Annotated in this window: 21 protein-coding genes and 1 pseudogene; 16 read left to right on the top strand and 6 right to left on the bottom strand. The window is 63.7% G+C overall.

Going from position 1 to position 21,717, the window contains the following annotated elements; all coding sequences use genetic code 11:
- Positions 1-27: 27 nt before the first annotated feature.
- From AB0I57_RS17855 to aroQ, 3 genes are all read left to right on the top strand, one after another.
- Positions 28-690 carry an ATP-dependent Clp protease proteolytic subunit gene (locus tag AB0I57_RS17855; protein WP_358338083.1) on the top strand — a complete coding sequence of 221 codons (663 nt, stop codon included), beginning with the start codon at positions 28-30 and terminating at the stop codon, positions 688-690.
- 238 nt (positions 691-928) lie between these two features.
- On the top strand, positions 929-2,209 hold the full coding sequence (gene clpX / locus AB0I57_RS17850) for an ATP-dependent Clp protease ATP-binding subunit ClpX (protein WP_358338080.1): 1,281 nt from the start codon (positions 929-931) through the stop codon (positions 2,207-2,209).
- A gap of 68 nt (positions 2,210-2,277) precedes the next feature.
- Positions 2,278-2,718 carry a type II 3-dehydroquinate dehydratase gene (aroQ, locus tag AB0I57_RS17845; protein WP_358338077.1) on the top strand — a complete coding sequence of 147 codons (441 nt, stop codon included), beginning with the start codon at positions 2,278-2,280 and terminating at the stop codon, positions 2,716-2,718.
- A 56-nt stretch (positions 2,719-2,774) separates the two neighbouring features.
- On the opposite strand, the gene AB0I57_RS17840 is transcribed toward aroQ, so the two are convergent.
- Genes AB0I57_RS17840 through pcaH form a run of 6 tightly spaced genes read right to left on the bottom strand, consistent with a single transcriptional unit; the run spans position 2,775 to position 8,791 of the window.
- On the bottom strand, positions 2,775-3,986 hold the full coding sequence (locus tag AB0I57_RS17840) for an acetyl-CoA C-acetyltransferase (RefSeq protein ID WP_358338075.1): 1,212 nt from the start codon (positions 3,984-3,986) through the stop codon (positions 2,775-2,777).
- 36 nt (positions 3,987-4,022) lie between these two features.
- A complete protein-coding gene (locus AB0I57_RS17835) occupies positions 4,023-4,820 on the bottom strand; it encodes an IclR family transcriptional regulator (protein ID WP_358338072.1) in 798 nt (265 codons plus the stop codon).
- Positions 4,817-6,037, bottom strand: a complete 1,221-nt coding sequence (gene pcaD, locus AB0I57_RS17830) for a 3-oxoadipate enol-lactonase (protein ID WP_358338069.1) — start codon at positions 6,035-6,037, stop codon at positions 4,817-4,819. The genes AB0I57_RS17835 and pcaD overlap by 4 nt, the downstream gene beginning before the upstream one ends.
- Complete coding sequence (gene pcaB / locus AB0I57_RS17825) at positions 6,034-7,386, bottom strand: 3-carboxy-cis,cis-muconate cycloisomerase (RefSeq protein ID WP_358338066.1); 1,353 nt, start codon at positions 7,384-7,386, stop codon at positions 6,034-6,036. Before pcaB ends, pcaD begins: the two co-directional genes overlap by 4 nt.
- A 50-nt stretch (positions 7,387-7,436) precedes the next feature.
- Positions 7,437-8,078 carry a protocatechuate 3,4-dioxygenase subunit alpha gene (gene pcaG, locus AB0I57_RS17820; RefSeq protein ID WP_358338063.1) on the bottom strand — a complete coding sequence of 214 codons (642 nt, stop codon included), beginning with the start codon at positions 8,076-8,078 and terminating at the stop codon, positions 7,437-7,439.
- Entirely contained in the window at positions 8,075-8,791 is a 717-nt protein-coding gene (gene pcaH, locus AB0I57_RS17815; protein WP_358338061.1) for a protocatechuate 3,4-dioxygenase subunit beta, read from the bottom strand. Before pcaH ends, pcaG begins: the two co-directional genes overlap by 4 nt.
- A 152-nt stretch (positions 8,792-8,943) precedes the next feature.
- Between pcaH and AB0I57_RS17810 the strand changes: the two genes are divergently transcribed.
- The 13 genes and pseudogenes from AB0I57_RS17810 (at position 8,944) to AB0I57_RS17750 (ending at position 21,675) form a co-directional block, all read left to right on the top strand.
- On the top strand, positions 8,944-9,693 hold the full coding sequence (locus tag AB0I57_RS17810) for a CoA transferase subunit A (RefSeq protein ID WP_358338058.1): 750 nt from the start codon (positions 8,944-8,946) through the stop codon (positions 9,691-9,693).
- A complete protein-coding gene (locus AB0I57_RS17805; protein ID WP_358338055.1) occupies positions 9,690-10,358 on the top strand; it encodes a 3-oxoacid CoA-transferase subunit B in 669 nt (222 codons plus the stop codon). Before AB0I57_RS17810 ends, AB0I57_RS17805 begins: the two co-directional genes overlap by 4 nt.
- Before the next feature lie 59 nt (positions 10,359-10,417).
- Entirely contained in the window at positions 10,418-11,422 is a 1,005-nt protein-coding gene (locus AB0I57_RS17800) for an iron-siderophore ABC transporter substrate-binding protein (RefSeq protein ID WP_358338052.1), read from the top strand.
- A 99-nt stretch (positions 11,423-11,521) separates the two neighbouring features.
- Positions 11,522-12,130, top strand: a complete 609-nt coding sequence (locus AB0I57_RS17795; RefSeq protein ID WP_358338049.1) for a GNAT family N-acetyltransferase — start codon at positions 11,522-11,524, stop codon at positions 12,128-12,130.
- A gap of 57 nt (positions 12,131-12,187) precedes the next feature.
- Positions 12,188-12,436, top strand: a pseudogene (locus AB0I57_RS17790) (iron-siderophore ABC transporter substrate-binding protein); the annotation flags it as partial.
- Positions 12,437-12,477: 41 nt separating this feature from the next.
- Positions 12,478-13,086, top strand: coding sequence for a GNAT family N-acetyltransferase (locus tag AB0I57_RS17785; protein WP_358338047.1), 609 nt, complete (start codon positions 12,478-12,480; stop codon positions 13,084-13,086).
- A 39-nt stretch (positions 13,087-13,125) separates the two neighbouring features.
- A complete protein-coding gene (locus AB0I57_RS17780; protein ID WP_358338044.1) occupies positions 13,126-15,171 on the top strand; it encodes an alpha/beta fold hydrolase in 2,046 nt (681 codons plus the stop codon).
- 208 nt (positions 15,172-15,379) lie between these two features.
- On the top strand, positions 15,380-15,691 hold the full coding sequence (gene mihF / locus AB0I57_RS17775; RefSeq protein WP_358338041.1) for an integration host factor, actinobacterial type: 312 nt from the start codon (positions 15,380-15,382) through the stop codon (positions 15,689-15,691).
- A gap of 639 nt (positions 15,692-16,330) precedes the next feature.
- A complete protein-coding gene (locus AB0I57_RS17770) occupies positions 16,331-19,039 on the top strand; it encodes a valine--tRNA ligase (RefSeq protein ID WP_358338039.1) in 2,709 nt (902 codons plus the stop codon).
- On the top strand, positions 19,036-20,463 hold the full coding sequence (locus AB0I57_RS17765; protein ID WP_358338037.1) for a folylpolyglutamate synthase/dihydrofolate synthase family protein: 1,428 nt from the start codon (positions 19,036-19,038) through the stop codon (positions 20,461-20,463). Before AB0I57_RS17770 ends, AB0I57_RS17765 begins: the two co-directional genes overlap by 4 nt.
- Entirely contained in the window at positions 20,460-20,870 is a 411-nt protein-coding gene (locus AB0I57_RS17760) for a DUF4233 domain-containing protein (protein WP_358338034.1), read from the top strand. The genes AB0I57_RS17765 and AB0I57_RS17760 overlap by 4 nt, the downstream gene beginning before the upstream one ends.
- An 18-nt stretch (positions 20,871-20,888) precedes the next feature.
- A complete protein-coding gene (ndk, locus tag AB0I57_RS17755; protein ID WP_358338031.1) occupies positions 20,889-21,308 on the top strand; it encodes a nucleoside-diphosphate kinase in 420 nt (139 codons plus the stop codon).
- Positions 21,309-21,456: 148 nt separating this feature from the next.
- A complete protein-coding gene (locus AB0I57_RS17750) occupies positions 21,457-21,675 on the top strand; it encodes a hypothetical protein (protein WP_358338029.1) in 219 nt (72 codons plus the stop codon).
- Positions 21,676-21,717: the final 42 nt, after the last annotated feature.

Raw genomic sequence — 21,717 nt, 5'->3', positions numbered from 1 at the left:
CCGCCCCCACAATCTTTTGGAGAACTGATGACCAACCTGTTCGATCCCCGCAGCCTGGGAGGCCAGGCGCCCACCACACCGCAGTCGCGCTACATCCTGCCGTCCTTCATCGAGCACTCCAGTTACGGGGTCAAGGAGTCCAACCCTTACAACAAGCTGTTCGAGGAGCGCATCATCTTCCTCGGCGTGCAGGTGGACGACGCGTCGGCGAACGACGTGATGGCACAGCTACTCGTTCTCGAGTCACTGGATCCAGATCGCGACATCACCATGTACATCAACTCGCCCGGCGGTTCGTTCACCTCGTTGATGGCGATCTACGACACGATGCAGTACGTGCGTGCCGACATCACGACCGTGTGCCTGGGTCAGGCGGCCTCGGCTGCCGCGGTACTGCTCGCAGCCGGAAGCCCAGGCAAGCGCCTGGCGCTTCCCAATGCTCGCGTTCTCATCCACCAACCCGCCACGGGCGGCATCCAGGGCCAGGTCTCCGACCTCGAGATCCAGGCCGCCGAGATCGAGAGAATGCGCCGGCTGATGGAAACCACCCTGTCCAAGCACACAGGCAAGGACGCCGACGTGATCCGCAAGGACACCGATCGTGACAAGATTCTCACCGCCGCTGATGCCAAGGAGTACGGGATCATCGACGACGTGCTCGAGTACCGCAAACTCAGCGCTCAGAAGTGATTTTCGGCCCCCGGCTCGGGCGACACGCCGTCAGCGCGTAGCTGCCTGGAGCCGGGGGAGGGCTGGTGGAGTCGGCGTTCGACGCAAGTTCGTTAGGCAAATCGCCGACAACCAGTCGACCTTGCTCGCAATGTGCGGGTACGGTCACATGACGGGCTTTCGTTTCGATCGGTGGCTTTTTTGGCGTGGGATCGGTTCGATGGTTGCATAGAGACGATGGAAGTAGGGACCTGAAAAGATGGCACGCATAGGTGACGGCGGGGATCTGCTCAAGTGCTCGTTCTGTGGCAAGAGTCAGAAGCAGGTCAAGAAGCTCATTGCTGGGCCGGGCGTCTACATCTGCGACGAGTGCATCGACCTGTGCAACGAGATCATCGAGGAAGAGCTGGCGGAATCCAGCGAGGTGAAGCTCGACGAGCTGCCGAAGCCCGCCGAGATCCGCGATTTCCTCGAGAACTACGTGATCGGCCAGGACTCGGCGAAGCGGACGCTCGCGGTCGCGGTCTACAACCACTACAAACGCATTCAGGCGGGCGACAAGGGCCGCGACGCTCACGGTGAGGCGGTCGAACTGGCCAAGTCGAACATCCTGATGCTCGGTCCTACCGGCTGCGGTAAGACTTATCTGGCCCAGACGTTGGCGAAGATGCTGAACGTGCCTTTCGCGATCGCGGACGCTACGGCGCTGACCGAGGCAGGCTATGTCGGCGAGGACGTCGAAAATATTCTCCTCAAGCTCATCCAGGCCGCGGATTACGACGTCAAGCGTGCCGAGACCGGCATCATCTACATCGACGAGGTCGACAAGATCGCCCGCAAGAGCGAAAATCCGTCGATCACGCGGGACGTGTCCGGTGAGGGTGTGCAGCAGGCGCTGCTGAAGATCCTCGAAGGGACGCAGGCCAGCGTGCCACCGCAGGGCGGACGCAAGCACCCGCATCAAGAATTCATCCAAATCGATACCACGAATGTGCTGTTCATCGTGGCCGGCGCATTCGCCGGACTCGAGAAGATCGTCTCCGATCGTGTCGGCAGGCGTGGACTCGGCTTCGGTGCCGAGGTGCGGTCCAAGGCCGAGATCGATACCCAGGATCACTTCGCAGAGGTGATGCCGGAAGATCTGATCAAGTTCGGGTTGATTCCCGAATTCATCGGGCGCCTGCCCGTCGTGGCCTCGGTGACCAATCTCGACAAGGAATCACTCGTCCAGATTCTGTCGGAGCCGAAGAACGCCCTGGTCAAGCAGTACACCCGACTGTTCGACATGGATGGCGTGCAATTGGAATTCACCACTGATGCGCTCGAAGCCGTCGCCGACCAGGCGATCCTGCGCGGTACAGGTGCTCGCGGGCTGCGCGCGATCATGGAAGAAGTTCTTCTCCCCGTCATGTACGACATTCCCAGCCGCGACGATGTGGAGAAGGTCGTGGTCAGCGCCGAGACGGTCAACGACAACGTGCTTCCGACCATCGTCCCCCGCAAGCCGGAGCACGGCGAGCATCGAGAAAAGTCCGCCTGACGCCAAGCGCGTGACATCCTGAGCGCGGACGGACTCACCAGTTCGTACACATGGAGGTATTGCGCGCGATGACCGCTCCCGGACCGATCTTCGTTCTCAACGGCCCCAACCTCAATTTGCTGGGTCAAAGGCAACCCGAGGTCTACGGTCGCGAGACGCTGGCAGACGTGGTGGAGCTGTGCAGGACTGCCGCTGCCGGGGGTGGACGGGAGATCGACGCGCGACAATCCAACCACGAGGGCGAGTTGATCGACTGGGTGCACGAGGCGCGCACAGTTGCATCGGGCGTGGTGATCAATCCCGGTGGATTCACCCACACGTCGGTAGCGCTGCGAGATGCACTGGCCACCCTCGAGGTGCCGCTGGTAGAGGTGCACATCAGTAACGTGCACGCCCGCGAGGAGTTTCGCAGGCACTCGTACGTCTCAGGTGTCGCGACCGGAGTGATCGCTGGATTGGGCATCCACGGCTACGGTCTGGCTGTGGATTTCATCTGCAACAAGGGCTGAAGGTCCCGGCTGAAGGCTTCTGACCCAGGTGACCTCGAACTCGAGGGCGGCGGGAATCAGACCCTTTCGAACACCGCGGCAAGGCCTTGGCCGCCGCCGATGCACATGGTCTCGAGCCCGTAGCGGGATTCGCGGCGGTCCATCTCCCGAAGGAGGGTGGCGAGAATACGGGCGCCGGTGGCCCCAACGGGATGGCCGAGGGAGATGCCGGAGCCGTTGGGGTTGAGTCGTTCGTCGGCAGGATCGAGATTCCACTTCTGTAGCACCGCTAGAGTTTGCGCAGCGAAGGCTTCGTTCAATTCGATGACTCCCATATCGGACAGCGACAGCCCCAGTCGACCGAGTGCCCCCTCTGTGGCGGGCACGGGGCCGATGCCCATGGTGCGTGGCTCCACACCGGCAACGGCCCACGAAGCCATGCGAGCGAGGGGCTGCAGCCCCATTTCCTTCGCTCTTTCTGCTGTCGTGACGATGCAGACGGCGGCGCCGTCATTTTGGCCGCTGGCGTTCCCGGCGGTCACCGTCGAAGCCGAGTCGATCCTCGAGCGAATGGCGCGGAGCTTCGACAGCGATTCCATAGTGGTGTCGGCACGGGGGTGCTCATCCCTGTCGATGGAGATCGGGTCCGATTTCCGTTGTGGTACAACGACCCCGACGATCTCCTCGGCGAAGCGTCCCGAGTCCTGGGCGGCGACGGCCCGCTGGTGCGACTGCAGGGCAAGCGCATCCTGGTCTTCGCGGCCTATACCGAACTCGGCGCGCAGGTTCTCGGCGGTTTCGATCATGCCTCCCGGAACGGGGTAGTTCGCCCCGCCAGCGGTGACGCGGGCACGTGCGAGACGATCCGCAAGTTGTACCCCGTCTCCTGTGACACCCCAGCGGATGTTCGGGTTGGTATAGAACTCGGCTTGGCTCATGGATTCGGTGCCACCGGCGAGTACGAGATCGTTGCCGCCGGACGCCACCTGTAGAACAGCGGTGATGACGGCCTGCAACCCCGATCCGCAGCGGCGGTCCACCTGCATACCGGGGACATCGATGCCGAGCCCGGAGTCGAGCGCGGCGATTCTGCCGATGGCGGGGGCCTCCCCGCCCGGCGACGCCTGGCCCAAGATGACGTCATCGATCTGGCCGCCCTCGATACCGGTGCGCTCGACGAGCGCCGTGATCACGGTGGCGGCAAGGCTCTGGGGGGTGATGTCCCTGAACACTCCGCCGAAACGCCCGACCGGTGTTCGAAGGGGCTCGCAGATGACTACGTCACGCATGGAGAGGCCTTTCGTGAAGATTCTTCGCCCCCGCCGTCAGCGATTGACTATGGCGAGGTCCTGTTCGATGTCGGCGGCCGCAGCTCGCAGCGAGGGGATGAGGTCGGAATGCAGCTCGGCGAGGCTGTATCGCGCTGCCGGAGTGGAGATGTTCACTGCGGCGACCGTGAGCCCCGAGGAGTTGCGGATGGGGGCGGCCATCGATCGTAGTCCCGCCTCGAGTTCCTGGTCGAGAACGCAGATCCCGTCCGCACGCGCTTTGACGATGGCGACGTGTAGGTCGCCGTGCGTCGCGATCGTGTGCTTGGTGAGACGCTGGATGTCGAGCTCCTTCAGGTACGAGTCGAGCTCGTCGTCGGGCAAGCCCGCCAGCAGAACCCTGCCCATGGACGTGGCGTACGCGGGCAGGCGTGTACCGATGGTGATGCCCACGGTCATGATCCGGCTGACAGCGACTCGGGCGACGTACACGATGTCCGTGCCGTCGAGGATCGATACCGAAGACGATTCGTGCACCTTGTGGCTCAGCTTCTCGAGGTGAGGTTGCGCCACTTCCGGCAACGACAGACTCGACAGATAGCTGTATCCGAGTTCGAGAACCCGGGGGGTGAGCCAGAATGTGGAACCATCCGTGGCCACGTACCCGACCTCGGCGAGTGTGAGCAGAAATCGTCGCGCTGTGGCGCGGGAGAGATCGGTGGCGCGGGCGACATCACTGAGCGTGCGCCGCTGATTTTGCTGGTCGAAGCAGCGGATTACGGCGAGGCCGCGTGCCAGTGACTGTACGTACTCGGGGGAGGGGAGGATCTTCTCCGTCGGTTCGATTGTGGTCATGTTGGCGAAATATCCTCTCCGGTGTCGGAGACACCTGTTTGGCCCGTGCCGGTGGAGGCCAGGTCTTCGAGAGCCCTCTTTCCGATTGCGAACCCGCGATTACTGTTGGGCACGCCCGCGTAGACGACGGTGTGGAGGAGTACCTCACTGATCGTGGCGGCGTCGACACCTCCGTTCAAGGCGGCTCGCATGTGCAGGTCGAGTTCGTGCTCGTTTCCGACCGCTGTGAGGATGGCGATCGTCAGTAGTCGACGCGTTTCGTGGTCGAGTCCAGGTCGTGTCCAGATATCGCCCCATGCGGTGCGGGTGATGAAGTCCTGGAAGGGTGCCGTGAACTCTGTGATCGCATCGACGGCGCGGTCGACATGGTCGTCGCCGAGTACCGAGCGGCGTACTCTCGTGCCCCGGGCGTATGCAGCCCGGCGTCCTCGCGCATATGCCCCGCCGACGATGTGTTCGCGCAGCAGTGCCGTGACGGGACCCGCCTGTTCGACGTTGGCGAGGTGGGCGGCGCCCGGAAGCACCTCGAACCGGGCGTCGGTGATCCCGTCCGCCAGTTCCTGCATGACCGACGGCGTCGTGGACGGATCGAGCTCTCCCGCAATGACCAGTGTGGGCGCCGTGATGCGAGGCAGGTCAGCGGTGTAGTCCCAGTCTGCGAGGGCGTCGCAGCAGGCGGCGTACCCTTCGGCTGGCGTCGAAGCGATCATGGCGCGATACCGGGCGACGAACTCCGGATCACGTTCGGTCAACTCCGCGCTGAACCACCGTGGGACAGCGGCGTCGGCGAGCGATTCGAGACCGCCGGCGCGCGCGGTGGCAGCTCGTTCGACCCAAACCTGCGGCTCTCCGAATTTCGCACCCGTGCACAGCAGGGACAGTGACAGCACCCGGCGCGCAGCATTCACCGCCAGCCACTGGGCGATGGCACCCCCCATCGACAGTCCCACGATGTGCGCGGCGTCGACCTCGAGCGAGTCGAGGAGAGCGAGCACGTCCTCGGACAGTTCGCGCACAGAGTAAGGTCCGTCCGGCACCGGTGACTGTCCATGGCCGCGATGATCTACGGCGATGACCCGGCACTCGTCCGACAGTGCTGCGATCTGCGGGTCCCACATGGATCGGTCGGAGCCGAGTGATCCGAGTAGTACCACGATGGGGGAATCCACCGAGCCGTTCCGCGGCCCGGAGATCTCATGTGCGAGTGGGACTGTCATCGCATTCCTTCCTGGTCGCGAGCCACTGCGTCGAGGGCGCGGTCGACGATGTCGTGAGCATGCCCGAGGTAGCCAACCGGATCGAGTAAACCGCGGATCTCTTCCGCAGGCAGGTATTCGAGAAGGCTCGGGTCTTCGTCCAGCGGGCGTCCCGTCCGGCACGCGGCGGTGACGAGATCGCGCGCGGAGTCGGTACGGGTGGACAGGAGACCGGTGACACGTTCGGCGAGCATCGAGCCGCCGGTGATGTCGAGGTTGCGGGTCATGGCTTCGGGGTGGACGTCGAGTCCGCCCAGGGAGCCGGCGATTCGCTGGGCGGCGCCACCGGTGAGGCGCAGAAGGTCCGTGAGCGTCTCCCATTCGGCGTGCCAGGCGCCGGCGGCACGCTGTTGCTCGTGATCCATCGAGGCAAGGATGGTGGCGACGAGTCCGGGGACGCGCCGGGCCGTCGCGCGTGCGGAGATCGCCGCTACCGGATTGCGTTTGTGCGGCATCGCGCTCGACCCTCCGGGTGATCCTTCGCTGACTTCACCGACCTCCGTCGAAGAGAGGAACACGATGTCGGCGGCGATCTTGGCTACCGCTCCGGCCACCGTTCCGAGTGCCGACGCGAGCAGGGCAATGCGGGTGCGCTCGGTGTGCCAGGGCACACCCTGCCGTGGCAGTTCGAGTTCATCGGCGAGAGCATCGGCTACGTCGAACCCATGAGGATGGAGTGCGGCGGACGTTCCCGCCGCACCACCGAATTGCACAGACAGAGCGGCGAGTGCATCCGACAGGGCTCGAGAAGCCCTGTGCAGCCCGGTCATCCATCCCGATGCGAGCACTCCGAACGTGGTTGGTAGGGCCTGTTGACCGAGTGTGCGAGCGGCGATCGGGGTGCTGCGGTGGGCCCGCGCCAGGGCTTCGGCGCAAACGATGGCATCGTCGAGGGAGGCAAGGATACGGGCGCCGGACCTCCGGCACAGCAGCACCAGTGCTGTATCGAGAACGTCCTGGCTCGTTGCGCCCTTGTGCAGGTGATCACCAGGGACGGCGGGGTCGGCTGCGGCAATCTCCTTGCGGAGCAACTTCACGAGTGGGATCACGGGATTGCCACCCGCTGCGGCGGCTTCACCGAGGGCCCCGATGTTCACGGAACCGTCGGTGACGATCCGCCCGAGAACCGAGGAGATGGTGCGTGCGGATGTTGCCGGGATGACGCCGCATGTCGCCTCGGCTCGGGCCAAAGCCGCCTCTACTTCGACCATCGCAGATACCCAAGCCCTGTCGGAAAGTAGAGACGATAGGTCGCCGGCACCGAAGGTCGGATCGAACAGGGTGCCGCGAGAGGGTTCCGGGGTGTTCATGCGGGTCGCCTTCCTCGGGGTTCGATCGGATGCACGACGAAAATGAACGGCTACACGGCAAAAAACGGGGTTTCCCGTCCATTCTCGCTCTGCACGTGGATCGTCAAGTGATACCCGCGCTCGGTCTTCTCTGCGATCAGCTTCGGGCGATCCGCCTTCGGCACCGCTGCGAGGACGGGATCCGAAGCGTGGGCCTCGAGGTCCTCGGGGAAATAGAGGCGCGTGTAAAGACGTTCGAGTATCCCGCGCGCGAACACGCCGACATTGATGTGAGGGGCCTCGTCGACACCGTTCTCGGCTGGTAGTGCACCGGGTTTGACCGTATGGACCACGGATGTGCCTGTCTGGTCGGCGAATACCCTTGCCAAGCTTCGGAATCCGGAGGGGTTCGCCAGGGCGGCACCTCGGGGATCACTCGGGCTGTCGAAGCGACCCGCGGCGTCGGCCTGCCACGTCTCGATCATCGCGTCGGCGATGGGTTCGCCGGCGCCGTCGATGACGGTGAAGGACACCTCGATTCTCCCGGGTGCGTCCTCGGGGGCAGCGACGCCGCCGTTCTGCCAGGCGGGGTACAGGCCGATGTGGACGTACGGGCCCACGGTCTGGGACGGGGTCACACCGAACGGGACCTCGTCCTGGCTCCTGGCGAAGACGGGGTACCGGGGTGCGTCGGGGTTCTGTGTGTCGATCATCGGTGGTTCTCCGGATCTTCGAACGGTGTTGCGCCCCTGCCGCGTAGGACTATGTCGAAATTGAATCCGACGGCCCAGTTCTCGCGGGTCCGGTCGTAGTCGAACGTGCTGATCAGTCGCTCCCGGGCTGCCTCGGGTACGGAGTTGTAGATCGGGTCTTGGAAGAAGAACGGATCATCCGGAAAGTACATCTGCGTGACCAGGCGTTGTGTGAATGCCTGGCCGAACAGGGAGAAGTGGATGTGGGCGGGACGCCACGCGTTGTGGTGGTTTCCCCACGGGTACGCGCCAGGCTTGACGGTTGTGAACTTGTAGTGTCCCTGCCGGTCCGTCATGCAGCGCGCGACTCCGTTGAAGTGCGGGTCCAGTGGCGCGGGCCAGGAGTCGTTCTTGTGGCGGTATCGGCCGGCGGCGTTGGCCTGCCAGACCTCGATGAGGGTGTCTGGAACGGGCGTCCCGGAACTGTCGAGGACGCGGCCGTGAACGATGATGCGCTGGCCCTGTGCCTCGCCTCCGTTGGCTTGGGTCATGTCGTTTTCGCCCTCGGTGACATCGGCTTCGCCGAAGACCGGACCGGTGATTTCGCCGAGACGTTGGGGGATCATGATCAGCTCGTTTTTGGGGCTGCGCAGGCGAGTCGTCTTGTACTCGGGGAAGAGCAGCGGAGCATTGGCTTCGTGCCCGGCTAAGTACTGGGCTGGCAGTTGAAGCATGACACAGATCCTCAGGTTCTTGATGTGAACAGTCGGCCGCTATTCGCACATGCTAGCTCTGGTTCTGTGATCGAGCCAACAAACAGGGCTCAAATGTTCGCATAGCGGATCAATGTTCGCTCATCGAACATTTCGGGGGTAGTCTGGCACACATGATCAACAAAGTCTTCGCGTCGGCCGCCGAGGCTGTTGCCGACATCCCGGATGGGGCCTCCCTCGCCGTGGGCGGTTTCGGCCTCGTAGGTATCCCTTCGGCCCTCATCGGCGCCCTCGTCGAGCAGGGTGCTACCGACCTCGAGACGGTCAGCAACAACTGCGGTACCGATGGGTTCGGATTGGGCCTGCTACTCGAGCAGCGTCGGATTCGGCGCACAGTCAGCTCGTACCTCGGCAGCAACCGGGAGTTTGGGCGCCAGTACCTTGCCGGCGAACTGGAGGTCGAGCTCACTCCGCAGGGAACCCTTGCCGAGCGCATGCGTGCGGGCGCCGCTGGAGTGCCAGCCTTCTACACCCCAGCAGGCGTCGGAACGGAGGTGGCCGACGGGGGCCTGCCGATCCGCTACGACGGACGCGGCGGAGTCGCCCTCGTCAGCAGTCCCAAGGAGACCCGCGAGTTCGATGGCAAGGTCTACGTTCTCGAGCGTGCCGTCCGCACCGACTACGCCCTTGTGCATGCGTGGAAGGGCGACCAATTCGGCAACCTTGTCTACCGGGGAGCGGCCCGCAACTTCAACCCGGACGCCGCGGGCGCAGGCCGCGTCACCATCGCCCAGGTCGAGCATCTCGTGGAACCCGGCGAGATCGACCCGGCGGAGGTGCACACCCCCGGCATCTACGTTCAGCGGGTGGTCGAGATCGGCAAGCAGGAAACAGGCATCGAGAAAAGGACAGTACGGGCATGAGTTGGACGCGTGACGAGATGGCGGCTCGCGTCGCCGCAGAATTCGAAGACGGTCAGTACGTGAACCTCGGCATCGGGATGCCGACCCTGATCCCGGCTCACGTTCCGGATGACAAAGACGTCATCCTGCATTCGGAGAACGGCATCCTCGGCGTGGGGCCGTACCCTTTGGACGACGAGGTTGATCCCGAACTGATCAACGCTGGAAAAGAGACCATCACCATGGTTCCGGGCGGCGCCTTCTTCTCGTCCTCCGATTCGTTCGGAATGATCCGGAACGGCAGTGTCGACGTCGCGGTGCTCGGTGCCATGCAAGTCAGTCGTCATGGGGACCTGTCCAACTGGATGGTCCCGGGGGGCCTGGTCAAAGGAATGGGCGGTGCGATGGATCTCGTCCATGGCGTCGGCAAGGTCATCGTGATGATGAATCACCTCACGAAGACAGGTGAGCACAAGATTCTCGAGGAATGCACGTTGCCCTATACAGGCAGGCGATGCGTCCAGACGATCGTCACAGACCTTGCCGTCATCGAAGTCACCCCCGACGGCTTACAGCTCGTCGAGACCGCCCCGGGGCACAGCCCCTCGGAGGTCCAGGCGGCGACTGGCACGAAGTTGCTGGTCGATGTCGCCGCCCGCCCGGAGCTCGTTCACCGGAGCCCTTAGGATAGGCTTGCCAAGCTTCCCCGAAGGGAATCGGCTACCGGAGGACGAGAGGTTGACAAATGAACGTAGGTGGGCAGACGAACGGGCTGAGTCGACGCGGGTTTCTCGTCGGCGCCGGGGGCGCGGTCCTGGCGTTCGCCGCGGCCTGCAGTAGCTCGGACGTCGGCGAGTCAGCCGCCTCCACCGGGCCTGTCATCGCACACAAGTACGGCGAGACCCGAGTGCCGAGCGATCCGCAGAGAATCGTCAGCGTCGGATACAACGACCAGGACACGATCCTCGCTCTCGGCGGCACCCTGGTCGGTACGTTCGACTGGTACGGCGACTACCCCTACGGCGTTTGGCCGTGGGCTCAGGATCTTCTGGGTGACTCGCAACCGGAGATCGTGGGTGCGGCGTCCACCGGCATCAACTTCGAGAAGGTCGCAACGGTCAACCCCGATTTGGTGGTCGGCACCTATTCTGGCCTCACACAGGCGCAATACGACACGTTGACCGCAATCGCACCGACGGTGGCGCAGCCCAGGGGCTTCACTGACTATGGCGTCCCTTGGCAGGATCAGACGACGATTCTCGGTGAGACGCTCGGCAAGCAGGACAGGGCCGCCGAGTTGGTGTCTGACGTCGAGAAGCAGTTCGCGGACGTCGGTGCCGCCAATCCTGCGTTCGCAGGCAAGACCGTCCTCGTCGGAGCTCTCAAGGGTCCGGGCCAGTTCGGCGTGTACGGTTCCATGGATCCGAAGGTCCGCTTCTTCACCGAACTCGGGTTCGTCAATCCTCCTGTGACGGAACAGATCACCGGCAACTTTGCGGAGATCAGCACCGAGCAGCTCTCGCTGGCGGATGTCGATCTCCTCGTGTGGTACGCAGGCGGCGGATTCGGTGACAGACTCCGAGCGGAATTGGACAAGACGCCGATCTATCAGGAACTGGACGTGGTCAAGGACGGGCGCACCATCGTCCTCGAAGACGACGCCGCCGAGGCGATGGCATGGAGCACGGTGCTGAGCCTGCCCTACGCGTTGAACGCGATCCCGCAGCGCGTGGCGCCACTGCTCGCCTGAGGCCGCTGCTTCGCTTGGGCCGGTGTTCCGCTTGGGCCGGTGTTCCCGCAAGTCGTGGAAACGGTCGCGGCATCGATCCCGGTATCGTAGCCTCTGCTCATGAAAATTGCCGTGCGGCCAGGAAACACATCCGACATCCAGGCGTTGTCAGCCGTGCTGAGCGAGGCTTTCGATGACGACCCGGTGGTTACCTGGCTGTATCCGGATGACGAGAAGCGCCGGGTCCGTCTCCCACGATTCTTCGCCGCGCTGACCCGACATCACCACCTCGCGGGTGGCGGTGTCGAGGTGGCGGAGGACGACCGTGGCGATATCGGCGGGGCGAGCCTGTGGGATCCGCCAGGTCGGTGGAAGCAGTCGCGGCTGTCGACGCTGAGGATGGCGCCCGCGATGATGCGCGCTATGCCCGCGCGCTGGCAATCCGGCTCCGACATCGACGCCGCACTCCACGCGGCTCATCCGGCCGAACCTCATTGGTATCTGGCGACAATCGGCACAGGAGCCGCGTTCCGCGGACGTGGATACGGGCAGGCGCTGCTGGCCTCGCGGCTCGAACGTTGCGATCGCGAACACGCTCCGGCCTATCTCGAATCCAGCAACGTGACCAACATCCCCTATTACGAGCGGTTCGGCTTCGAGGTCACCGGTGAGATTGTTGTCCGTGGAGGTGGTCCGACCCTGTACGCGATGTGGCGCGACCCTCAATGACCTCCGCCGCCGCGTGCGGTGCCCTGCGGTCATCGTCACCACAGGCGTACTCGGGCTATCCGTTTCGTCACTATACTCGGGTTCTTCGATCCTCCTGTGACGGAACAGATCACCGGGAAGTGTGCTGAGATCAGCACCGAGCAGCTGTCGCCGGCGGATGTCGATCTCCTCGTGTGGTCTGCAGGCGGCGGATTCCGTGACAGACTCCGAGCGGAATTGGACAAGATGCCGATTTGTCAGGAATTGGACGTGACCGACGACGGGCTCACCATCGTCCTCGAAGTCGGTGCGGCCGAGGCGATGGCATGAATCTCGCGGCATCGATCTCGCAGTCGTAGCCTCGGGTCATGGTTATTTCCGTACGAGCGGGACGCAGATCCGACATTGAGACTTTGTCGGTCGTACTGAGCGAGGCCTTCGACGACGACCCGGTGCTTACCTGGATGTTTCCGAACGATGTGCAACGCCGGGTCGGCATGCCGCAGTTTTTTGCCGCGTTGATTCGATATCACCACCTTGCCGGTGGCGGTGTCGAGGTAGCGGAGGGTAACCATGGCGACGTCGGCGGCGCGAGCCTGTGGGATCCGCCCGGTAGGTGGAAGCACTCGCGGCTGTCGACCTGGAGGATGACGCCCGCGATGAGCCGCGCTCTCCGCGATCGCCGGCAAGCGAGCGAAGAGCTCTACGCCGCACTCCACGCGGTTCATCCGGCCGAACCTCATTGGTATCTGGGTACGATTGGGACGGGGCCCAAGGTCCGTGGGCAAGGATACGGGCAGGCGCTGATGGCCTCGCGGCTCGAACGTTGCGATCGCGAACACGCTCCGGCCTATCTCGAGTCCAGCAAGGCGACCAACATCACCTACTACGAGCGGTTCGGCTTCGAGGTGACCGGTGACGTCGTTGTTCCTGGCGGTGGTCCCACCGTGTATCCGATGTGGCGCGACCCGCAATGATCTTCGGCACAGCGCGCTGGATCGTGATACGAACGACTCGTGACTGCGATTCCTGAACTTCATGCCGGAACACCATTCGACGACCTCGACGACTATCTTGCGCTCGGCCGAGTCAGCGGCTTGGCATTGTCTCCGGACGGGCGACGACTCGTCGTCGAGCAGTCGACGCTCGCCGAAGAATCGACCAAGTACATCACCGCCCTTTGGGAGATCGACCCTCGTGGGCAGGTCCCGGCACGGCGTTTGACACGCGGCCGCGCTGGCGAGTCCACCCCGACATTCACCAGCGATGGCGATCTTCTCTTCACCGCTTCGCGTCCGGCGCAGGGCGAAGACGACCCGCCCGACGCTCTGTGGCGACTTCCTGCCGACGGGGGTGAGGCGACGATCGTTGCTCGCCGCGGCGGAGGTATAACCGGGGTTCGTGCCGCGCGCCGTGCCCCTCGGTTCATCGTCACCACCGGCGTGCTCGGCCGATCCGGCGAGGTTGCCGACGACGAACGTGTGCGTGCCGAACGCAAGGACAAGAAGGTATCGGCCATCCTGCACTCGGGATTTCCGATCCGCCACTGGGATCATGATCTCGGCCCTGACGTGCCTCATCTGCTGTCCGGCTCGCTGGACAAGTTGGGTGAGGCTGCGGACGAGCCCGAATTGAGCGACCTGACCCCGATGCCGAACTCCGCCCTGCGAGAGGCGAACTACGCACTGAGTGATGACGGCTCCTTCGTCGTGACTTCATGGGCGGTTCCCGGCCCGGCAGCGTCGATTCGAAACACCTTGGTACGCATCGATACCGAGACGGGTGCACGCACCACGATTGCCGATGACGACGCAGCAGAGCTGTCGGATCCGGTGATCTCGCCCGACGGACGGCACGTCGTGTTCACGAGGGAATCGCATGCGACGGCGGAGTCTGCGCCCCGGTTCACCCTGCACCGGTACAGCTTCGACACTGGATCGGTCGCCGATGTCGCACCCGGGTGGGATCGGTGGGCCACCTCGGTGGCTTGGCTGCCAGACGGGTCAGGACTGGTAGTGACGGCTGACGACCACGGCCGCGGTCCGATCTTCGTGATCTCCGAGGGTTCGGACCCCACCCGCGTGACGACCGACGATTTCAGCTACACGGACCTTCAGGTGGCACCCGACGGCTCCACTGTGTTCGCGCTCCGGGCGTCGTACTCGGCGCCACCGCACCCGGTTCGTATCGACATCCGCACGGGCACAGTGTCGTTGCTCGAAGCTCCGACGGAACTTCCGGAACTGCCAGGCGAGTTGACCGAGGTCGAGACCGTGGTTGCCGACGGTGCCACGGTACGGGCATGGCTGGCGATGCCGAACGGGGCCTCGGCGCATGCACCGGTTCCCTTGGTGTTGTGGGTGCATGGTGGACCACTCGGGTCGTGGAACACATGGGCGTGGCGGTGGAACCCGTGGTTGCTGGTCGCGCGCGGATACGCGGTCCTACTGCCCGATCCAGCTCTGTCCACCGGTTACGGGCAGGAGTTCGTCGAGCGGGGCTGGGGCAAATGGGGGAAAGCGCCGTTCACGGATCTCATGGCTATCACCGATGCCGCGGTAGCGCTCCCGGAGATCGACGACAAGCGCACCGCGGCGATGGGCGGCTCGTTCGGTGGGTACATGGCCAACTGGATCGCAGGGCACACCAATCGATTCAAGGCGATCGTGACACATGCGAGTCTGTGGGCGCTGGACCAATTCGCGCCGACCACCGATACCGCGTGGTACTGGCAGCGGGAGATGACACCCGAAATGGCGGTGGAGAATTCACCACACCTGTATGTCGCGGATATCGTCACCCCGATGTTGGTCATCCACGGCGACAAGGACTTTCGTGTACCGATCGGTGACGGACTACGGCTTTGGTTCGAGCTTCTGTCCGAGTCAGGGTTGCCTGCTGACGACGACGGTCACACCGACCATCGTTTCCTCTACTTCCCGGACGAGAACCACTGGATACTCAGCCCGCAGAACGTGAAAGTCTGGTATCAAGTCGTACTTGCGTTCCTGTCGGAGCACGTGCTCGAGGAGGAAGCGGCGCTGCCCGAAATCCTGGGGTAGCAGACTGGTGTGGTCGACGGGAGGGTCTGCAGGAAACCGTGTGCCCGGGTCTGCGCGGGGCTCACGATCGCTCGGTCGCGCGGTCTTCCTGGACTGCGGGGGGAGTGTTCCTGAATCGAACGAAATGCGCGACACGCTCGAAGGATGCGGTGAAGTTGCGGTTCTCTCGCTACGGTGTTCGATACGTACCCCGAATGAAGGAGAAATCGTGGCACTTCCTCAGCTCACTGACGAACAGCGGGCCGCTGCTCTCGAGAAGGCCGCAGCCGCTCGGCGCGCACGCGCAGAACTCAAGGACAAGCTCAAGTCCGGCGACATCACCCTCAAGCAGGTTCTTTCCAAGGCGGATGTCGACGACATCATCGGAAAGACCAAGGTCAGCGCCATTCTCGAGTCCCTGCCGAAGATCGGCAAGGTGAAGGCGCAGGAGATCATGGCGAACCTCGAGATCGCCCCTACCCGCAGACTCCGTGGTCTGGGCGATCGTCAGCGCGACGCTCTTCTGGCGCACTTCAGCTGACCCGCTCGTGACCGGGTGCCCGCACACGCCGACCCAGTGTGTGGGCACCCGGAACGCGGCGCGCTGATGCACTCGGGCGGCCCTGGCAAATCCAGAGCGATTTCATCACTGGGTGAAGGTTTACTTGCCGCACCAATTTTGGTTCCAAATCAGCTGCATGAGGCTCTCGGCCTTTTCGATCCCCGAGATAGCCCTTCAGAGCAGCCCGATTCGCGGAACCATACGCACGATACTGCTGGTCAGATACAGGACTGATGCTGTCGGCCCGCTGGGGATGCGTGTCGAAGCGGCAGCAAGTTCTGCGCACACCCCACTTTCTCGAGTGTTTGCCAACTACGGATGAGGCACAAGAACCGGAGGAACCCTTGAACGAGCACGGCCCGCAGCTCTTCTCCGACTTGCGTACCGCTGCAGGATCCTCGGCGGGCGGGGAAGGCGAAGCCGAGTCGCGAGGTCCCCGAGACCTCGAATGCCGCACTGCTGTCGAGTGGCACAGATCATTGTTCAGCGATCACTAACCTTCCCGCACCGAACCGTTTGGCCACTTCGTTGCGGGTATGTGGTGTGGCGACTTCCCAAGGGTGGCCTAGGCGCGGTAGCGGCGTCGTCGGACTCCTGCGCGTTCATTAGACTCGTCGGGTGACCAGTGCAGCGCCCGAAAATCCCCAGAACCCCGCTGAGGCCCTCCCGAAGAGCTGGGATCCCAGTTCCGTCGAGGCCGATCTGTATCAGGGCTGGGTAGATGCCGGCTATTTCCGTGCGGATCCCCACAGCAGCAAACCTGGATACTCCATTGTCCTGCCTCCCCCCAATGTGACGGGCAGCATGCACATGGGTCACGCATTCGAACACACACTGATGGATGTTCTGAGCCGTCGCAAGCGGATGCAGGGTTACGAAGTGCTGTGGCTGCCCGGAATGGATCATGCAGGTATCGCGACGCAATCGGTGGTGGAGAAGCAACTCGCCGCCGAGGGTAAGACCAAAGAGGAGCTTGGTCGTGACCTCTTCGTCGAGAAGGTGTGGGACTGGAAACAGCAGTCGGGCGGCATGATCGGTGGGCAGATGCGTCGGCTCGGTGACGGCGTCGACTGGAGCAGGGACCGCTTCACCATGGACGAGGGCCTCTCCCGTGCCGTGCACACCGTCTTCAAGCGGATGTATGACGATGGGCTGATCTACCGTGCGGAGCGCCTCGTCAACTGGTCCCCGGTGTTGCAGACCGCAATCTCGGACATCGAGGTGAAGTTCGAGGATGTCGAGGGCGAACTGGTCTCGCTGCGGTATGGATCCCTCAACGACGACGAGCCGCACGTTGTAGTCGCCACTACTCGCGTCGAGACGATGCTCGGCGACACCGCCGTCGCTGTGCACCCCGACGACGAGCGGTACAAGCACCTGGTCGGGACGACCCTCGAACATCCGATCACTGGACGGAAAATTCCGATCATCGCGGATGAGTACGTCGACCCGGAGTTCGGTAGCGGCGCCCTCAAGATCACCCCTGCGCACGACCCCAACGACTTCGAGATGGGGCTGCGGCACGACCTGCCCATGCCGACCATCATGGATGAGACGGGCAAGATCGCGGACACCGGAACGCAATTCGACGGGCTCGACCGTTTCGAAGCGCGTGTCAAGGTGCGGGAAGAGCTTGCAGCACAGGGGCGCGTCGTTGCAGAGAAGCGCCCATACCTGCACAGCGTCGGGCATTCGGAGCGAAGCGGCGAATCCATCGAGCCTCGGCTGTCTTTGCAGTGGTGGGTGAGGGTCGAATCACTTGCGAAGGCTGCTGGTGACGCAGTGCGTAACGGCGACACGGTGATTCACCCAGCGAGTCAGGAACCGAACTGGTTCGCCTGGGTCGACGACATGCACGATTGGTGCATCTCCCGTCAGTTGTGGTGGGGCCACCGAATCCCTGTCTGGTACGGCCCGGACGGGGAGGTGGCCTGCTTCGGGCCGGACGAGACGGCGCCTGAGGGTTGGGTGCAAGATCCCGATGTCCTCGATACCTGGTTCTCCTCGGGGCTGTGGCCGTTCTCCACGATGGGTTGGCCCGACAGGACTCCCGAGCTCGAGAAGTTCTATCCCACAAGTGTTCTCGTAACCGGATACGACATCCTCTTCTTCTGGGTAGCGCGGATGATGATGTTCGGTACCTATGTGGCGGCGGATGACGCGATCACGGGGAGAGGCCGGCGAAGCGACGGGGTATCGAGCGAGGGCAAGCCCGGCCTACAGGTTCCGTTCGAGAATGTCTGCCTGCACGGACTCGTCCGCGACCAGTTCGGTAAGAAGATGTCCAAGTCGCGTGGCAACGGTATCGACCCGCTCGACTGGGTCGACCGTTTCGGCGCCGACGCCTTACGCTTCACACTGGCTCGTGGTGCCAATCCCGGTAGCGACTTGTCGGTCGGCGAGGACCACGCGCAGTCGTCGCGGAACTTCGCCACCAAGCTGTTCAACGCCACCAAGTTCGCGCTGATGAACGGCGCAGCGCCGACTCCACTGCCAGAACGTGGGGCCCTCACCGACGCGGATCGGTGGATTCTCGACCGTCTCGAGCAGGTACGCGGTGACGTCGACGCAGCGTTCGATCGCTACGAGTTCAGCAAGGCCTGTGAGGCGCTATTCCACTTTGCGTGGGACGAGGTGTGTGACTGGTACCTCGAGTTGGCGAAGGTGCAGTTTGCCGAGGACGGCACAGTCGCGGCGAACACGAGGGCTGTGCTCGGCAACGTTCTCGACTCTCTGCTACGCCTGCTTCACCCGGTGATCCCGTTCGTCACGGAAACTCTGTGGAAGGCGCTGACCGGCGGTGAATCCGTTGTCGTGGCACAGTGGCCGCAAGCGAGCGACGTTGCGGAGGATTCCGTTGCAGCCCAGCGTGTCGAGGACATGCAGCGTTTGGTGACCGAGGTGCGTCGCTTCCGCAGTGACCAGGGGCTCAAGCCCTCGCAGCGCGTGCCGGCGCGGATCAGCGGCATATCCGCAGCAGATCTGGATGCCCAACTCGGTGCGATCCGATCCCTGGCGCGTCTGACGGACCCGGGGGAGGACTTCACGGTGTCGGCGTCGGTGGAAGTGCGCCTGAGCAAGGCGACCGTCACTGTGGACCTCGACACTTCCGGGAATGTTGATCTCGGTGCCGAAAGGGCACGGCTGGACAAGGCCCTCAACGCTGCCCGGAAAGAACTTGCCAGTACGAGTGCCAAGCTGTCCAATGAGGCGTTTCTGGCCAAGGCTCCCGACACCGTCAAGGAGAAGATTCGTACCCGCCAGCAGATAGCGACGGAAGAAATCGAGCGCATCAGCAAGCGGCTCGAGGAGCTGGAGGGCGCGTGACCTCGCCCGATTTCACACCGAAGGAAGTCGGCCCTGTCGATCTAGCCGAACTGACGTTGGTCGAGGCGGAGCTGGACAAGCGGTGGCCCGAGACGAAGATCGAACCGTCACTTGCGCGGATCTCCGCGCTGATGGACATCCTGGGTTCGCCGCAGCACGGGTATCCGGCGATCCACATCACCGGCACCAACGGCAAGACGTCGGTGACTCGGATGATCGACGCCCTGCTCACCGCGCTGCACCGCCGGACCGGTCGGCTCACCAGCCCTCACCTGCAGATCGCCACTGAGCGGATCAGCATCGACGGGCAACCGGTGTCCCCGCGCCGGTACATCGACACGTATCGAGAAATCGAGCCGTACGTCCAGATGATCGACCAGCAGTCGATCGAGGCCGGCGGCCCTGCGATGAGCAAGTTCGAGGTGCTCACCGCAATGGCCTATGCAGCGTTCGCGGAAGCCCCCGTCGATGTCGCCGTGGTCGAGGTGGGTCTCGGTGGCCGTTGGGACGCAACCAATGTCATAGACGGCGAAGTCGCCGTGATCACCCCGATCGGTATCGATCACAAGGACTACCTCGGCGACGATCTTGCGGGGATCGCCGCCGAGAAGGCAGGCATCATCAAGAAGGGCCGCGAGGACGCGCTCGAACCCCGCGACAACGTCGCCGTCCTGGCCCAGCAGGAGCCCGAGGTCATGGATGTCCTGCTGCGCAGGGCCGTCGAAGTCGACGCGGCTGTCGCCCGTGAAGGGTCCGAGTTCGCCGTCCTCTCGCGACAGATCGCCGTCGGTGGCCAGCAGTTGGAGTTGCAGGGACTCGGCGGCGTGTACACAGACATCTTCCTGCCCCTGCACGGTGAACATCAGGCACACAACGCGTCGTTGGCGCTGGCTGCGGTAGAGGCATTCTTCGGGGCGGGCGCGCAGAAGCAACTCGACCAGGACGCTGTTCGGGAAGCGTTCGCATCGATCGTCACCCCTGGCCGCCTGGAGCGGGTGCGTAGCGCGCCCACGGTGTTCATCGACGCAGCCCACAACCCGCACGGCGCGAAGGCGTTGGCAACCGCCCTGACCGCGGAGTTCGACTTCCGCAAACTCGTCGGCGTCGTCAGCGTGATGGGAGACAAGGACGCGGACGGAATCCTGGCGGCCCTCGAGCCTGTGTTCGACGAGATCGTAGTGACGCACAACGGGTCTCCCCGGGCACTGGACGTCGAGAGCCTCGCGAATGTCGCGGTGGCGATCTTCGGTGACGAACGCGTCGTCGTCGCGCACACGCTAGCAGACGCCCTGGAAACCGCTATCGGACTGGCGGAAGAAGTCGCCGAACCCGGTGAGGCAGTATCAGGGGCAGGCGTCGTGGTCACCGGATCGGTTGTGACCGCCGGAGCCGCCCGCACCCTCTTCGGAAAGGATCCAGCGTGAGCGAGTCGAACTCCAGTGCTTCGGAACCGGAGTTCGCTCCGCCGACCAGCGACCCGTGGAAAGGATTCCGGGGGGTGGTTGCCGGATCGCTGATCCTGGAAGCGATCGTGGTGCTTCTCGCCCTTCCGGTGGTCGCGACCGTCGGGGGCGGACTCACCTGGCTGTCCGGAACCTACCTTGTGGGGTTGTCGATACTGATGATCCTCGGGGCGGGACTGCAGGGCCGTCCATGGGCGATGACATACAACCTGTTATTGCAGGTGGCGTTGATCCTCGGGTTCTTCGTGCACGAGTCGATCGGCATTGTCGGGCTCGTCTTCGCGATCTTGTGGGGTTACATTCTCTACTTTCGGAAAAAGGTCCGTCAGAGAATGGAGCAGGGCCTGCTTCCGGGTCAGCGCGAGTGACCATCTAGGCTGTCGGCCGTGACTGAGCGCACCCTTGTACTGATCAAGCCCGATGCCGTTGCCCGCGGATATGTAGGAGAGATTCTCTCCCGTATCGAGCGGAAGGGGCTGACCATCTCCGCGCTCGAGATGCGCACCGCACCCGACGACATCGCGGCCACACACTACGCCGAGCACGAAGGCCGAGCGTTCTACCCGAGCCTGCTCGAATTCATCACCAGCGGCCCTCTCGTGGCTGCTGTCGTCGAAGGACCACGTGCGATTGCCGCATTCCGGCAACTCGCCGGAGGCACCGACCCAGTGGAGAAGGCACTTCCGGGGACGATCCGCGGTGACTTCGCGCTCGAAACCCAGAACAACCTGGTCCACGGGTCGGACTCCGTCGAGTCGGCCGACCGTGAGATTGCGATCTGGTTCCCCCACCTCGCCGGGAACTGATTCGGCCGGGAATCGCTGACCCGGGACCGGCGCATCTTCGACGTCGAGGTGCGCCGCTGGCACGTTCTGTTGCGGACGTATGGGATACTGAGAGGGTCGGACCGCAACAGTGCTACATGCGGCTTCGACCGGATGACACCACGGCTCGATGCCCTTCATCGCTGCCCTGCGTCAACAGGAGACACCTGGACGTTTCGGCATGCTGGATGATCAGGCGCTTGCGCTGCGGATGATCGCCATCCGAAGGCGCCGCACAGGTGTACGCAGTGAAAACGGCACTGCATGCGATGTGTGGGGCGAGACCAGACAATCTCGCGCTCAGATCGGGGTGCGAGTACACACACTGCGTCCCCGAGTGGCCGCGTGATATTCCCTGGCATGGGAATGGACGCGCCCGGGGGCTGAGGAG

The organism is Rhodococcus sp. NPDC049939 (genome assembly GCF_040656415.1).
In the GTDB taxonomy this organism is placed as follows: Bacteria; Actinomycetota; Actinomycetes; order Mycobacteriales; family Mycobacteriaceae; genus Rhodococcus_F.
The sequence above is the reverse complement of the archived record's forward strand: the minus strand, read 5'-3'. Positions and strand labels throughout refer to the sequence as shown.